Here is a 12,625-nt window from a genome sequence, read left to right as displayed (position 1 = left end):
GATCAGAAGGTCTCCGGGAAACGGAAGACGCCGGCGATGCGCCGGCGCCAGGCGGGAACGAGCGGCGATTCCAGCACCGCCGCCTGCTCGTAGGCATGGATGAAGCGATCCCCCGGCGCGGCGATGCCGGCGTGTTTTGCCGCCATGCCGTCCCGCCAGCGGAAGACGATGAGATCGCCGGGGCGCAGGTCCGCCAGAGGCAGTGCCGCCCCGCAATGGCGCGCGGCCGCCTCCAGCAGCCGCTCCCTGCCCGTCCGCTCCGCCCAGTCGGGCGCATAGGGCGCCGGCACTTCCGGCTCCGCGCCGTAAAGCTCGCGCCAGACGCCGCGGATCAGCCCGAGGCAATCGCAGCCGACGCCCTTCAGCGATCCCTGGTGTCGGTAGGGCGTGCCGATGAAGGTCCGCGCGACGGCGACGATCCTTTCCTGGAAGACCTCAGTCATAGAGCGGGCTCCCGTCATGCACGGTCTCGCCGTCGGCATAGCCGTAGCTGAAATCGCTGCCGGGAATATGCGGAAAACCCTGGAAATTGAGGCCGTTGCCGAATTTCGCCTTGCAGGTGGAAAAGCGCTTGTCGCAGCCCGCCGTCACTTCCAGCGTGTCGCCGACGGCGATCTCCGCCGCCATCGGCAGCCACAGCGTCAGCTCGTCCGCGCCCTCCAGCCGGCGATGGTCCTCGACATCGGCCGAAAGCCCCTTCGCCGCGCCGCTGGTGAAGGACAGCACGCCGTAGCGGAAGAAACGCTCCGTAAAGCCGGAAAGGCCGCTGACCTCGACATGCATGTCGTCGCGCACCGCCGTCACCGTCGCCACCGCTTTGTAGGCCATCAGATTCATGCCGCAGCGCGCATCGCCGAACACGGCATCGCACTGCCGCGCATAGATGCGCCCGCGCATCTGGTCGAGCCGGTGCGTCAGCCGCCGAAGCTCCACCCGGAAAAGCCCGCCCTCGCGCCGCACCTCGCCAAGCTCTGCGGTGCGCAGCAGCAGCCGCTGCGACGGGTCCTGCCAGTTGACCGTGAAGACCTCGACCTTCGCGCCGTCGTAGCGCCCCGCCGAAAGGTCCTCGGCGCGAATGGCGTCGGCGGAAAAGCCGCCCGAGACGTCGCCGCCCTCGGCCGAAAGCCCGTTGCCGTCCTCCGTCTCGCTCGCCTCGAAGCCGCTGGCGGCCAGATAGGCGAGCCCATCGAAGGAAAGATCGCGGTCGTGATCGGTGAAGCCCATCACCACGCCGTCGCGCCGCGTCACGCGCCAGGCGTTGCAGAGCGTCGTCGCCTCGCCGTCGAGATGGGCCTGAAGCCCTTCCGGTATCTCCCTCATGGCTTGATCTCCACGAGCGGGATGGAGGGAATGCGCCCCGCGTCGAACTGCCCGAGGTCGATGTCGATCCGGTCCGTATCGAAGCGCACCGGCACGTCGAATTCGAAGCCCGCCCGCACCGTGCCCGTGAGCGGCACCTTGCCCGGCTTGAAGGTGATCGTCCCGGCCATGTAGTCCACCGTATAATCCGCCGCCGGCACCGGGCTGCCCGCCACCGCGACCGTCACCGTGCCGGTCGCGGGCTTGTCGATCCGGCGCACCGTCTCGCCGCCCGCATCCGCATAGCGCTTGACGAGCTCAAACTTCGCCGTCGTCCCGTCCGCGGTGCCGAGGAACTGGTCCATGGCGCTGACGGCCGCGCCCGGCTCGCAGGACTTGTGATCCACCGGATCGCGGAAGCGGAAGCCGTAGAACTGCCCCGCCCGCGCCTCGAAGAAGGCGAGAACGGCGTAAAGGTCATCGACCGAGCGCACGCCCGAGCCCGCATCGTAGCGCCGCCGCGCATCCTGCCAGCGGCGGTTGCGGTTCTCCCGCCCGTTGGAAAGGCTAACGATGTCCGTCCGCCGCACCGGCCCGCCGCTGGTGCCGAGCGCCACCCGCAGCGGAAACCGCACCTCATGAAATCCTGCCATGTGGATATCTCCGAAATAGGCCGCAACGGCCCCTCATCCCGCTGCCGCGACCTTCTCCCCGCGAGCGGGGAGAAGGGACGGATGCACCGCCCTCCCCAGCCAACGAACGTTGCGGGGCGGGAAGCGCCCGCCTCTTGCGCCTTCTCCCCGCCTGCGGGGAGAAGGTGGCGGCAGCCGGATGAGGGGCAGTCCCAAGCCGCAAGCGCCGCTCACAAACTCCGCTGCCCCCGCCCCACCGCGCGGGTCAGCATGGCGGCGATCTGGCCCTCGGACTTGCGGAAGCTCGCCGCGTCCGGCGTCGTGACGTTGAAGACGATGCGCGATCCGCCGCCCCCGCCGTCCGCCGCGACGCCCAGCGCCCCGTCCGGCCCGCGCCGCAGCGGCAGGATCGCTTCCGCCCCCGCCTCGCCCATCAGCCCGAGCCCGCCGCCGCTGCCGAAATAGGTCGGCGAGGACACGACGCCGCCCTTGGCGAAGGGAGTCGCGCCGCCGAGCAGGCTTGAAATGCCGGAGCTGAGCAGCCCTTCCAGCGGCTTCATACCCACCGAAAGCGCGATGTCGCTCATGCGCAGCGCCAGCCCGCGCAGCACGCTTTCCAGCCCCTTGCCGTCCACCACCGCACCCTTCAGCGCATTGGTGAGCGCGAAGCCGAAGGAGCGCGAGCGCGCCTCCAGGTCGTCGAAGACGGTCGAAAGCGCCTCCGCCTCCGTCCGCGTGGCGGAAAGCGGGGTGTCGTTCCTGTCGGCCATGGTTCACTCCTTCTTGTCGGGAAAGGCCCGCATCAGCGCCGCGAGCCCCGCCCGGCCGGGCGTGCCGGCCGAGGGCCGCAGCAGGCCGAGCGCGAAGCCGAGTTCACGCGGCGTCATCGCCCAGAAATCCCTTGCGGGAAGCCGCATCCGGCAGAGCCCGGCATGAAGCACCGCCTCCCAGGGGAAGGCAGGCGTCTCACCGCTCAGGCCGGATGCGGCGGCGGAGGGTTTTGCCCCGGCCCGCCGCCGCCGAACGTCGCCTGCAGCAATTCGGCGGCGATGCGGGCAAAGCCCGCCAGCCCTTCCGCCACCGCCATCGCCGCCACGTCCTCGTCGCTGAAGAGGTTGCCACCGCCGCGAAGACCCGCGCCGATGATGCGGATGAGATCCTCCGCCTTCAGCCGGCCGCTGGAAAAGCGCTCGGCCAGCCCCGTCAGGCTGTCGACGGCAAAGGCCGTCTCCAGCTCCGCCAGCGCGCCGAGCGTCAGGCAGAGCACGCGCGTCTCGCCGTCGAGGCAGGCCTCGATCTCGCCGCGATGCCGGTTCGCCCGCGCGCCCATCAGAGCGCCCCGAAGGTCAGCGCGCCGGCCGATTCCAGCGCGATCTCGAACAGCACCTCGCCGTCATGCGCGCCGGAATATTCCAGCGAGGCGATCTGGAACGGCCCCGCGGCGGTGCCGAAATCCGGAATGACGATCTGCCAGCCGGTGATCGTGCCGGCGAAGAACAGCGAACGCACCAGCGCATCGGACGCCTGGTCCTTGAAGATGCCGCTGCCGGAGAGCGCCGCGCGCTGCACGCCCGCCCCGCCGAGCAGTTCGCGCCAGCGCCCCGCCGATTCCGCATCCGTCACATCGACGAGCGCGGCGTTGAAGGACAGGCGCTTCGAGCGCAGCCCCGCGACCGTCGCAAAGCCCGCCCCGTTGTCGATCTTGAGCAGGAGGTCCCGCCCCTTCTGTGCCACCATGGCTAGGTCCTTTCCGTGAAAGAGATATCAGGCATCCGGCTCCGTCACCGCGCGGAAGCGCATTTCCGCGCGGTGGAAGCGGGACTTGCCGTCGCGCCGAAGGCGCGTGTCGAGATGGAAGAGCAGCACGAGGTGATGGCCGGCCAGCACCAGCGGCGCATCGTGCAGCACCACGCGGACGGCAGCCGCAACCGCCTGCGCCTCCCGGTGCCCCGCCGCCTCGGACCAAGCCTCCAGCGTCACGACATGGTCCTCGCCCGCCTCCGTGGCGGTCGAATGGTCCGTGCTGTCGATACCGGCGATCACCAGCAGCGGCGCGGCCGGTTCGGCAAGCCGCCTGTCGGTGATGCCGGCCGCGCCGACAAGCGATACCAGTGCCGCATCGCCGGCAAGACGGGCGAAAATGGCTTTCTGCAGGGCGGAAGCCGCGCTCATGGCTTGATCTCCTCGCAGTCGCAGAGCGTGTAGCGCCCCGTCTCGTCGGGATCGCGGAAGGCGCGGATGGTGAAGCGCCGCGCGCCCTTGCGCAGCCGCATGCCGCCGGCAAGGTCATCGCGCCGGCGCAGCCGGATGCGGTGCGTCACCGTCACCGGCAGCGTTCCCGCCGCCTCTTCGGCCCGCATGGCGACAGGCTCGACGGACGCCCAGAGCGTCGCGACAGTGGCAAAGCCCACCGTCACGCCGCCCTGTCCATCCGGCGTTTCCTCCGGCCGCTCCAGAACGAGGCGGGCATTCAGCCGGCCGGGATCGATGAGCGCACCCATCACAGCCTCCTGAGGCGCCAGGGCGCGACGAGCCGGTCGTAGCCCTCCGGCACCGCCCCCGGCTGGTCTTCGGCGGCGAGCACGCCGCGCAGCTCGAACATCACGGCGACATGGAGCAGCAGCGCCCGCTTCAGCGTATCCGGCACATCCGCGCCGCTCTCGCCGAAGCCGGCAGTAAAATCGATCTCGATGCCGTTCATCGCCCGCGCCGTCGCCGGCCGCTCAGGCAGGATGAGCCGAACCGGCCGCGCCGCGCCATCAAGGACATAGCCGGCGGTATTCACGTCGACCGGCGCGCCGAAATCGTCGTAGACCGTCAGCATTTCAATGGCTTGCACCGGCCCCCTGGCAATCTGAATCACCCTGCCCTCCGGCCAGTCGTCGAGATAGAGCCGCAGCAGCCGCACGATCAGGCAAAGCCCCGTCTCGGCCTCCATATATTGGCGCGCCGTGCGGACCAGCGCCGCCAGAAGCGCATCCTCGTCGTCCGTGTCGAGGCGCAGATGCGCCTTCACCTCGGCGAGCGTGACCGGCTCCACGGCCGGCGGCATGAGTTCGGCAATGGTCATGGCAATCCTGTCCGATGGAGGAAATGCGGGCGCGGCCGGGAGGAAAACCGCGCCCGCTGCACCGACGGCAGGGAACGCCCGCCGGTGCGAGGGAAATTGTGAAAGGAAGGCATCGCCCCGCGATCCCTTCTCCCCGCAAGCGGGGAGAGGGAGCGCAGAAGCTTGCGCCCGCGGCTCAGCTCGCCGCGAATTTCACCAGCTTGATCGCCTCGAAGTTCTGCACCCCGCCGCCGACGCGCTTGGTCGTGTAGAACAGCACGTAGGGCTTGGCGGAATAGGGATCGCGCAGCACGCGAACGCCCGTGCGGTCGACGACGAGATAGCCGGCGCGGAAATCGCCGAAGGCGATGGAGACGCTGTCGGCCGCGACGTCCGGCATGTCCTCGGCCTCGGCGATGGCAAAGCCCATCAGCGAGGCTGCCTGGCCGGGCGTTGCCGGCGGGCGCCAGAGATAGTTGCCGTCGGCATCCTTGAACTTGCGGATGGCGCTCTGCGTCTTGCGGTTCATGACGAAGCTGGCATTCTGCCGGTGCCCCGCCTTCAGCGCATAGATCGTGTCGATCAGCGTGTCGGACGGCCCGCTCGCCTTGAAGGCCCCGGCCGTGCCCGTGGCGATATAGCCGATATTGCCCCAGCTCCAGCCGCTGTCGGCGACATTGGTATAGCTGAGGAACCCCTTCGGCTTGTTGGTGCCGTCGCCGGAGACGAAGGCCGTGCCCTCCTGCTCGCCGAAGACGATGTCCACTTCCGAGGCGATCCAGCTTTCCACGTCCACCGCCGCATCGTCGAGCAGCGCCGCCGTCGCCGCCGGCATGGCGTAGAGCTCCATGGTCGGGAAGGAGAGCTCGGCGAGCTGCGCCGCGTTGGTCTGCGGCCGCGAGGCCGTCTCCGCCACCCAGCCGCAGACCATGCCGGAGGTCGCGAAGGGCTTCTTCAGCACCGCGCCGGAGACCTGCCGCACCGTCGCCAGCGCCCGGATCGGCGAAGCGGCGGAAAGCCTCCGGCCGATCTCCGTATCGGTTTCCGGCGGCACGAGATAGCCGCCGTCCGCCGCCGAGCCGACCGACATGGCCTTGCCCTCCAGCGCACGAAGCGCGCTCTCGTCGCCCCGGCGCATATAGGCCGAGAAGGCCGCCTTGTGCTCGGCCGCCTCGGGCGAGCCCTCGCCGGCACCGCCCAGCGCCGGGCGGGCCTTCTTCAGCGCCAGCCCGTCGAGCACGCGCTTGTGCTCGTCCATGGCGCGGTTGATGCGGTCCACCTTGTCGCGCGTCACCACGTCGGCGGTCAGCTTCTGCTCGATCTCGCCGAGCCGGCGGTCGTTCGTCTCCTTGAAGGCCTCGAAGGCCTCCATGAAGTCGTCGAAGGCGGCGGTCATCGTTTCCGGCACGGCCTTGGTTTCCGGCGCGGTCTTCGTCGTCTGCGTCATGCCTGGTCTCTCCTGTTAGCGTTTCATGATCCGGGCCGCCCGGCGCATGCTGCGCACGAGCTCCGTTTCCCGGTCGCGGAACCACCGCGCATTCTTCACGTTCGACACCCGCGCCGAAGGCAGCATGGGAAAGGTGACGATCGAGATCTCCCAGAGGTCCGCCTCCAGGATGCGGCGCACGCCGCTGCCCCGGTCGGTCCTGGAGCGCACCGTCTGGAAGCCGATGGACAACCCGTCGAGCGCCCCCGATTTCATGAGCTGCAGCACCTCGCGCGCCCGGGCGACGCCGGGCGACAAGACGCCCTCGACATAAAGCCCGCGCTCGTCCTCGCGGATGGTGCGCCAGCGGCCGATGGGTTCTGCCGGATCGTGCTGGAACAGCATGCGCACGCCCGAGGCGCCGCGCTTTCGCAGCGACTGCACGAAGGCGCCGGGCGCGATCGCATCCTTGCCGAGGTCCACCTCGCCGAAGAGGCTGGCATAGCCGGAAAACACCCCGTCGCCGGAAACGCCCGCAAGCGTCAGATCGGCATATTTCTTCGTCCGCCAGACCGGCAGGTCGTCGGTTGTCATTGGTCTCTCCGATGTCGGGAAAGGGATAAGTGCAGGCATCAGGCGGCCCCGGCAAAGCCGGTCCGTCCCGCCCGTTGTCTATCGGCTACTGCCTCATCTTCTCCGCCAGCCGCGCCAGCACGCCGAGCCCCCACCAGGCCGAAAGGCTGGCCGCGGCCGAGCCGGTCAGCAGCACCTCCGCCGGCCCCAGATAGCCCGCGATGCCGAGCCGGACCGCGATCCACAGCCCCGCCGGCCCGCCGAAGACGAGCCCGCAGGCAAGCCCGGTGAGGAAGCGGCATCCCGCCTCGCGGCGGCTTCTCGGCAGGAGATAGATGAGCGAGACGGCCGCGCCCGCGGACGCGCCGATGAGCCGGGCCGTCCACAGCCCGCCATCGTTTCCGAAGTCAGCCATTGTTAAGCCTCTCAGATTATTATGGAAATCCAGCAGTAACGACCGAAGGCGCGCCGGCTCGCAGAGCCGGCACCGGCAATCCTCGAATCTTTCGAATCTCTTACGGCGCTTTCCTCGAAATCCGATTCAGCGCTTTCACGGCTGGAATCCGGAAAACGGGAAAGAGAGTCATCTTCTTCAGATCAAGCGTCTGCTTTTCCTGCAGAATTGTCGGCCTGGGAGGGTGCGATACCCCCCTCTGCCCTGCCGGGCATCTCCCCCACAAGGGGGGAGATCGGCAAGAGGCACAAGCCTTGCTCAATCGGCAATGCTGGCGTTAGGCGAGACGGCGCCCCATCCAATCTCCCCCCTTGTGGGGGAGATGCCCGGCAGGGCAGAGGGGGGTGAAGCGGCACGCGCCAGCCCTCAATACCCCACCGCCCGCCGTTTCTCCTCGTCGGTCAAAAACCCCGCCGTTCCCACCCGCGCCCAGAGCTCGGAGCGTTCCGCCGTAAGCCCGCTCACCTGGTCGAGGTCCGGCACCAGTCGCAGCCCGTCCCCATCCTCGGAGAACCACGCCGCGAAGGACGCCGCCGTGCGGCTGACGAGCGGCAGCACGGTCAGCCGCCAGAAGGCGCGGTTGGCCTCCTGGTAATTGGCATAGGTCGCATCGCCCGGAATGCCGATCAGCATGGGCGGCACGCCGAAGGCGAGCGCGATGTCACGCGCCGCCCCGTTCTTCGCCTCCACGAAATCCATCTCGCGCGGCGAAAGCCCCATCGCCTTCCAGTCGAGCCCGCCCTCCAGCAGCATCGGCCGCCCGGCCCGCGCCGCGCCGGAATAGCCCTCCTCCAGTTCGCTCTTCAGCCGGTCGTACTGGTCGGGCGAAAGGTTGCCGCCCTCCTTCGGCTGGTAGACCAGCGCGCCGGAGGGCCGCGCCGAATTGTCGAGCAGCGCCTTGTTCCACACCGCCGCCGCATTGGAGAGGTCGAGCGCCATGGAGGCCGCCTCCAGCGGCGCGAAGCCGAGCTGGTCGTCGAGCGGATGGAAGAGCCTCAGATGCAGGATCGCCTGCCCCTCGCCCGCAGCATGCCGGCGCACATGGTTGCTGGTGCGATATTCATAGGCCTCCGGCCAGCCGTCCCGCCCCTCGACGATGCGCATCCGGTCGGGCCGCAGCAGATGCAGCTCGCGCAACTCCTCGCCCACCTGCACGCCCTCGACGAAGGCGTTGCCGGAAAGCAGCAGGTGCCCGTAGAGCGTCTCGAAGAAATCCGTCCCCGCCATGCGCCCGTTCGGCCGGGCCAGCAGCGCCAGGCGAAAATCATCCGGCCGCTCCGCCTCACCCTCATAGGCGAGCCAGGGCACCGAAGCCGCCGCCTCGGCGATCATGCGCACCGCCCGGTGCGCCACCGGGTTCTTCATGAAGCCCTCGCGCGACAGCGAGGCATAGGACCGGCTCGACCAGTGCGCCCGGCCCTCCGCCGTCAGCGTGAAGAAGCCCGACGCCTTGGTTTCCGCCGCCTCCTGGCGGCGTCTGAGGAAGGATGGCAGTTTCATGATGTCCTCGGTCGTTATGAAAAGCACAAAAGCCGGCGGAGGCATCGCCCCTCATCCGGCTGCCGCCACCTTCTCCCCGCAAGCGGGGCGAAGGGACATGTGGGAGCGTTTTCCTCCCCATCGACATTGCTTACCAAGCGAGCGGGTGACCCCAATCCCCTTCTCCCCGCCTGCGGGAAGAAGGTGGCGGCAGCCGGATGAGGGGCGCCTACCCGCCCAAAGCCACAAAAAACGCCCGCCCATGCCCGGCAACCCGCTCCGCCCGGTCCAGCCCGTTAACGATCCGCCGCGCGCCCACCCAGTCCGAACCGCTGCCGAAAAAATGATCCACCAGCCGCCGCCCCGTGAAGGTGCCCTGCAACATGCCCGCGAAGAGAATCTCCACCGAGACCGCCAGTTCCATCGCCCGCCCCGGCCGCGCGACGAGGTCGACGCCCGTCAGCGCCGAAAGCCGCTCGTAATTCCGCCGGTGGGTGATCTGCACCAGCCCGCGCCCGAGCCAGCTCTTGCCGTCCGCGTCCCGCCGCCAATAGGGCGCGGAGACCTGCGGCAGACGCCCTTCGGAAAAGGCCCGGTCGAGATGCGCGATGGCTGCCGCGTCACTCGCGGCGAAGGTCTCGCGCACCGGCTGCATGCGCCCGCCCGTCTCGTGATGGGCCGTCGCCAGCATATAGGCGAGGAAGCGGCGGTCGTCCGTCTCGCCGCCCCGCTCGAAGCGGTCGAGGAGCGCCGTCATGCCGCGCACCTGGCCGCGCGCCAGTCGCCCGCCATAGAGCGTCCCGCGCACGGTATCGAAGAAGACCTTGCGGTCGATATCCATCGTCAGATCCCTCGCACCCGCGGTTCGCCCTGCCGGTCGATCACCAGCGCCGTCAGCGCCCAGACGAGCGCGTCGAGCCGATCCGGCGAGCGGCCGGCGGAAAGCCCGTCCGGCCCGAAATCGCACATCTGGTCCTCCAGCTCGGCGAAGGCGCCGGCATGGGCGACGCGCCCCTGCTCGTAGAGCGCCGCCACCGGCTCGGCGCGCAGGAATTTCCCGCGCGTCGCCCGCACCGTCGAAACCGGCAGGTTGGCGTCGACGCTCTTCAGCATCGCCGTCACCATGTCGCCGCCCTGGTTCACCTCGGCCACCACCCGGTCGGCGTCGAAGCGCCGGAAGGCGCGCACCACCGCGCCCGCCCAGCCCGCCGGGCTCGCGCCCGTCACCGATCCGTCCGCCAGCACCACCGCGCGGCCCTCGCCGTCGAGCCCCGCCACCACGATGCCGCAGACGGAAGCCACTGACGCCGTCGCCGGCGGATCGACCGCCACGACGATGCGCGACAGCGGCCCCGGCTGGCGCAGGCGGATCGCCTCCAGCCGCGCCCTCGTCCACAGCGCGTCCTCGCGGTCGGCGATCAGCTCGCCGTCGAGCTCCTGCCGCCCGAGCCGCGTGCCGCCGTAGCGGTCGGCCATGGCGGAAAGGAAACCCGGCGAGAGGTTCTTGGCATTGTCGGCGGTCGCGATGCGCCGCACCGCCGTCGCCGGATCGCCGGCGAGCCCCCGCAGCAGCGGCACCGGGCGCGGCGTCGTCGTCACCAGCACGCGCGGATCGTCGCCGAGGCGCAGGCCGAATTGCAGCATGTCCCAGGTCTCCTGCGCGTGCTTCCATTTGCCGAGCTCGTCGCACCAGCCGAAATGGAACTGCGGCCCGCGCAGGCTTTCCGGATCCTCCGAGGAGAAGATCTGCCCGATGGACCCGTTCGGCCAGACGAGCCGGCGGCGCGAGGCCTCGAAGTCCGGCCGGAAACGCCGCGCGATGCGGCAGATGCCCGATACGCCGTCGATCATCACCTCGCGCGCGTCGCCCAGCGTTTCGGCCACCAGCGCGATGCGGCTTTCCGGCCGCGCCAGCGCCAGCGCATGCACCCATTCGGCGCCCGCCCGCGTCTTGCCCGAGCCGCGCCCGCCCATCAAAAGCCAGACCCGCCAGTCGCCCGGCGGGGGCGTCTGTGGGGTGCGGCAGGTGAAGTGCCAGCCGCGGAGCTGGTGCAGGGAGCGTGGCGCCGGCCGTTCGGCGGAAGACGAGGGCGCCTCAGGCGCGTCGCTCATCCCCCTCCCGGGGGCTCCCCGCAAGCGGGGAGAAGGGGCTGGAGCCGGGGTTTCCTCCCCATCCATCCTTGCCGGAGACCGGGGCGCTTCCACATCCCCCTTCTCCCCGCTTGCGGGGAGAAGGTCCCGGCAGGGGGATGAGGGGCAATCTTTATCGACCGCCCCTCGCCGCCCCAGCCCCGCCTCCAGCGCATCGCCCGCTTCCGCCAGTGCCGCCCGTCGTTCCTCGATCATCCTCAAGCCCGCGGCCGCCGCCTTCACAGTCCTGTCCAGTTTCTTGCGCGCCGCCCGGCAGGCCAGACGCTCCCTACGGCCCGCCTTCCATGGCCGCGGCAGCATCGCCGCCAGCCCCGGCTTCCCGCATCCATTCCTGTTTCGCGGCATGCACCCGCTCCTCCACGCGCTCTTCCACGAGCCGGTCGAATTCCTCGATCAGCGCGGCCTCGTCGTCCTCTCCGCCAGCTTCCGCCTCGGTGCGACCGGCGATCAGCGTGCGCTGCAGGCTGTCGATCTTCTCCAGCGTGCGCACGATCAGCGAGACGGCCTCGATGGCCGCCTTGGCGTCGGTCTGGGCCAGCTTGCGCGCGGCCTCGTCGCCGGCATCGTCCGCGTCGCGCTCGGCCAGCACCTTCTGGCTCTGGAAGCGCTGGAAGCGTTCGCGCAGCTCCTTGGTCATTTCGAGAAGCATGGCCTGCATGTCGAGGAAAGGATCGCCCGGCGCCTCCGCCTTGGTGTCGAGCACCGGCGCCGCGCCGCTCTCGAGGCCCGCGCCCTTTGCCGAAAGCCCGTCATAGACCGCCCATTCCGGCAGGATGCCGTAAAGGTCGGGATCGATCGTCATATCCGTTTCCATCGCAAGGCCCGAAAATGAAAAGGCGCCCGGTCCGAACGGAACGAGCGCCTGCCAAAATCTCATCCGGGCACCCCGCCTCCCTCCGAAAGCGGACATGCCCCATCACCAGGGTTTCTGTACAATCCCGAGGCGCAACGCGCCGTGGCGGAACTGTCCTGGCCGGCCGCGGGCGGCCATCGCCGAACCTTCAGCCTCCGGAAAGCCCGGCGAACCCGCCGCCCGCACCTTTCCGACCATGACATAACCCTAGCAAACGACCGTGACGCCGTCAAGGACTATTTTCCTATTTCGGCCGAAAACTTTTCCAAGGGACCGTTCGGTGCTATCCTTCGGCCATGATATCCGACGACCTCATCACGATGGCGCTCGGCATGCCGGGAGCGCGGGAAAGCGCCCATTTCGGGAAGCGGGACTTCCGGGTGGGCGAGAAGGTGTTCATGACCCTGCCCGAGCCCGGCCGTGCGGTCCTGAAGTTCACGCGGGACCAGCAATCGCTGGTGCTGGAGACCGATCCCGGCCTCTGCGCGCCGGTGCCCGGCGGCTGGGGACAGAAGGGCTGGACCTCGCTCTATTTCGACGATGCGGACGGCGAACGGGTGCGCGCGCTGATCGGCACCGCCTGGCGCAATGTCGCGCCGAGGAAGCTCGCCGCCAGCCTTCACTAGGGCAGAAGTGCCCGTCCGCAATTGCGTGGAAACAAGGAGATGGAGCGTCTTTCGCGATCCGGAGAAAAGCGAAAACGCTCCTG

18 protein-coding genes are annotated in these 12,625 nt (G+C 69.3%); 1 reads left to right on the top strand and 17 read right to left on the bottom strand.

The features are described from left to right. Window positions 1-2 precede the first annotated feature (2 nt). The 17 genes from ACZ48C_RS04170 to ACZ48C_RS04090 all read right to left on the bottom strand — a co-directional run bounded on the left by ACZ48C_RS04170 (window position 3) and on the right by ACZ48C_RS04090 (window position 11,865). Window positions 3-443, bottom strand: coding sequence for an NlpC/P60 family protein (locus ACZ48C_RS04170; RefSeq protein WP_464782282.1), 441 nt, complete (start codon window positions 441-443; stop codon window positions 3-5). Then, window positions 436-1,320, bottom strand: a complete 885-nt coding sequence (locus ACZ48C_RS04165) for a DUF2163 domain-containing protein (protein ID WP_464782281.1) — start codon at window positions 1,318-1,320, stop codon at window positions 436-438. Before ACZ48C_RS04165 ends, ACZ48C_RS04170 begins: the two co-directional genes overlap by 8 nt. Then, the gene (locus ACZ48C_RS04160; RefSeq protein WP_464782280.1) at window positions 1,317-1,952 is read right to left on the bottom strand and encodes a phage distal tail protein, Rcc01695 family; all 636 of its coding nucleotides are present in this window, start codon (window positions 1,950-1,952) and stop codon (window positions 1,317-1,319) included. Before ACZ48C_RS04160 ends, ACZ48C_RS04165 begins: the two co-directional genes overlap by 4 nt. A gap of 209 nt (window positions 1,953-2,161) precedes the next feature. Next, window positions 2,162-2,701, bottom strand: a complete 540-nt coding sequence (locus ACZ48C_RS04155; protein WP_203318277.1) for a phage tail tape measure protein — start codon at window positions 2,699-2,701, stop codon at window positions 2,162-2,164. A 3-nt stretch (window positions 2,702-2,704) separates the two neighbouring features. Beyond that, window positions 2,705-2,908 carry a rcc01693 family protein gene (locus tag ACZ48C_RS04150; RefSeq protein WP_464782773.1) on the bottom strand — a complete coding sequence of 68 codons (204 nt, stop codon included), beginning with the start codon at window positions 2,906-2,908 and terminating at the stop codon, window positions 2,705-2,707. Beyond that, window positions 2,905-3,261 (bottom strand): gene transfer agent family protein, encoded by a 357-nt coding sequence (locus tag ACZ48C_RS04145; protein ID WP_464782279.1) that lies wholly within the window; start codon window positions 3,259-3,261, stop codon window positions 2,905-2,907. The genes ACZ48C_RS04150 and ACZ48C_RS04145 overlap by 4 nt, the downstream gene beginning before the upstream one ends. Then, the gene (locus ACZ48C_RS04140) at window positions 3,261-3,668 is read right to left on the bottom strand and encodes a phage major tail protein, TP901-1 family (RefSeq protein ID WP_464782278.1); all 408 of its coding nucleotides are present in this window, start codon (window positions 3,666-3,668) and stop codon (window positions 3,261-3,263) included. The genes ACZ48C_RS04145 and ACZ48C_RS04140 overlap by 1 nt, the downstream gene beginning before the upstream one ends. A 27-nt stretch (window positions 3,669-3,695) precedes the next feature. Then, complete coding sequence (locus ACZ48C_RS04135) at window positions 3,696-4,103, bottom strand: DUF3168 domain-containing protein (protein WP_464782277.1); 408 nt, start codon at window positions 4,101-4,103, stop codon at window positions 3,696-3,698. Next, window positions 4,100-4,432: a phage head closure protein gene (locus tag ACZ48C_RS04130; protein ID WP_464782276.1), complete on the bottom strand. Its 333-nt coding sequence runs from the start codon at window positions 4,430-4,432 to the stop codon at window positions 4,100-4,102. The genes ACZ48C_RS04135 and ACZ48C_RS04130 overlap by 4 nt, the downstream gene beginning before the upstream one ends. Further along, window positions 4,432-5,001, bottom strand: coding sequence for a head-tail connector protein (locus tag ACZ48C_RS04125; RefSeq protein ID WP_464782275.1), 570 nt, complete (start codon window positions 4,999-5,001; stop codon window positions 4,432-4,434). Before ACZ48C_RS04125 ends, ACZ48C_RS04130 begins: the two co-directional genes overlap by 1 nt. 175 nt (window positions 5,002-5,176) lie before the next feature. Beyond that, window positions 5,177-6,427, bottom strand: coding sequence for a phage major capsid protein (locus ACZ48C_RS04120; RefSeq protein WP_464782274.1), 1,251 nt, complete (start codon window positions 6,425-6,427; stop codon window positions 5,177-5,179). Window positions 6,428-6,442: 15 nt separating this feature from the next. Next, window positions 6,443-7,000 carry an HK97 family phage prohead protease gene (locus tag ACZ48C_RS04115; RefSeq protein WP_464782273.1) on the bottom strand — a complete coding sequence of 186 codons (558 nt, stop codon included), beginning with the start codon at window positions 6,998-7,000 and terminating at the stop codon, window positions 6,443-6,445. Window positions 7,001-7,085: 85 nt separating this feature from the next. Beyond that, the gene (locus ACZ48C_RS04110) at window positions 7,086-7,394 is read right to left on the bottom strand and encodes a DUF6107 family protein (protein WP_464782272.1); all 309 of its coding nucleotides are present in this window, start codon (window positions 7,392-7,394) and stop codon (window positions 7,086-7,088) included. 405 nt (window positions 7,395-7,799) lie between these two features. After that, the gene (locus ACZ48C_RS04105; protein ID WP_464782271.1) at window positions 7,800-8,933 is read right to left on the bottom strand and encodes a phage portal protein; all 1,134 of its coding nucleotides are present in this window, start codon (window positions 8,931-8,933) and stop codon (window positions 7,800-7,802) included. 208 nt (window positions 8,934-9,141) lie between these two features. After that, window positions 9,142-9,753: a glycoside hydrolase family 19 protein gene (locus ACZ48C_RS04100; RefSeq protein ID WP_464782270.1), complete on the bottom strand. Its 612-nt coding sequence runs from the start codon at window positions 9,751-9,753 to the stop codon at window positions 9,142-9,144. A gap of 2 nt (window positions 9,754-9,755) precedes the next feature. Further along, window positions 9,756-11,024, bottom strand: a complete 1,269-nt coding sequence (locus ACZ48C_RS04095) for a DNA-packaging protein (protein ID WP_464782269.1) — start codon at window positions 11,022-11,024, stop codon at window positions 9,756-9,758. Window positions 11,025-11,331: 307 nt separating this feature from the next. Next, entirely contained in the window at window positions 11,332-11,865 is a 534-nt protein-coding gene (locus ACZ48C_RS04090; RefSeq protein WP_464782268.1) for a hypothetical protein, read from the bottom strand. A gap of 347 nt (window positions 11,866-12,212) precedes the next feature. On the opposite strand from ACZ48C_RS04090, the gene ACZ48C_RS04085 reads away from it, so the two are divergent. Continuing rightward, window positions 12,213-12,542, top strand: coding sequence for an MmcQ/YjbR family DNA-binding protein (locus tag ACZ48C_RS04085; RefSeq protein WP_318911225.1), 330 nt, complete (start codon window positions 12,213-12,215; stop codon window positions 12,540-12,542). Window positions 12,543-12,625: the final 83 nt, after the last annotated feature.

The organism is Shinella sp. 1A1 (assembly GCF_055379515.1).
This window is presented reverse-complemented; position numbering and strand designations above follow the sequence as displayed.

Bases quoted from the DNA above. Each gene is read 5' to 3' on its own strand.
- ACZ48C_RS04170 (WP_464782282.1), bottom strand. From the start codon at position 443: ATGACTGAGGTCTTCCAGGAAAGGATCGTCGCCGTCGCGCGGACCTTC.
- ACZ48C_RS04165 (WP_464782281.1), bottom strand. From the start codon at position 1,320: ATGAGGGAGATACCGGAAGGGCTTCAGGCCCATCTCGACGGCGAGGCG.
- ACZ48C_RS04160 (WP_464782280.1), bottom strand. From the start codon at position 1,952: ATGGCAGGATTTCATGAGGTGCGGTTTCCGCTGCGGGTGGCGCTCGGC.
- ACZ48C_RS04155 (WP_203318277.1), bottom strand. From the start codon at position 2,701: ATGGCCGACAGGAACGACACCCCGCTTTCCGCCACGCGGACGGAGGCG.
- ACZ48C_RS04145 (WP_464782279.1), bottom strand. From the start codon at position 3,261: ATGGGCGCGCGGGCGAACCGGCATCGCGGCGAGATCGAGGCCTGCCTC.
- ACZ48C_RS04140 (WP_464782278.1), bottom strand. From the start codon at position 3,668: ATGGTGGCACAGAAGGGGCGGGACCTCCTGCTCAAGATCGACAACGGG.
- ACZ48C_RS04135 (WP_464782277.1), bottom strand. From the start codon at position 4,103: ATGAGCGCGGCTTCCGCCCTGCAGAAAGCCATTTTCGCCCGTCTTGCC.
- ACZ48C_RS04130 (WP_464782276.1), bottom strand. From the start codon at position 4,432: ATGGGTGCGCTCATCGATCCCGGCCGGCTGAATGCCCGCCTCGTTCTG.
- ACZ48C_RS04125 (WP_464782275.1), bottom strand. From the start codon at position 5,001: ATGACCATTGCCGAACTCATGCCGCCGGCCGTGGAGCCGGTCACGCTC.
- ACZ48C_RS04120 (WP_464782274.1), bottom strand. From the start codon at position 6,427: ATGACGCAGACGACGAAGACCGCGCCGGAAACCAAGGCCGTGCCGGAA.
- ACZ48C_RS04115 (WP_464782273.1), bottom strand. From the start codon at position 7,000: ATGACAACCGACGACCTGCCGGTCTGGCGGACGAAGAAATATGCCGAT.
- ACZ48C_RS04110 (WP_464782272.1), bottom strand. From the start codon at position 7,394: ATGGCTGACTTCGGAAACGATGGCGGGCTGTGGACGGCCCGGCTCATC.
- ACZ48C_RS04105 (WP_464782271.1), bottom strand. From the start codon at position 8,933: ATGAAACTGCCATCCTTCCTCAGACGCCGCCAGGAGGCGGCGGAAACC.
- ACZ48C_RS04100 (WP_464782270.1), bottom strand. From the start codon at position 9,753: ATGGATATCGACCGCAAGGTCTTCTTCGATACCGTGCGCGGGACGCTC.
- ACZ48C_RS04095 (WP_464782269.1), bottom strand. From the start codon at position 11,024: ATGAGCGACGCGCCTGAGGCGCCCTCGTCTTCCGCCGAACGGCCGGCG.
- ACZ48C_RS04090 (WP_464782268.1), bottom strand. From the start codon at position 11,865: ATGACGATCGATCCCGACCTTTACGGCATCCTGCCGGAATGGGCGGTC.
- ACZ48C_RS04085 (WP_318911225.1), top strand. From the start codon at position 12,213: ATGATATCCGACGACCTCATCACGATGGCGCTCGGCATGCCGGGAGCG.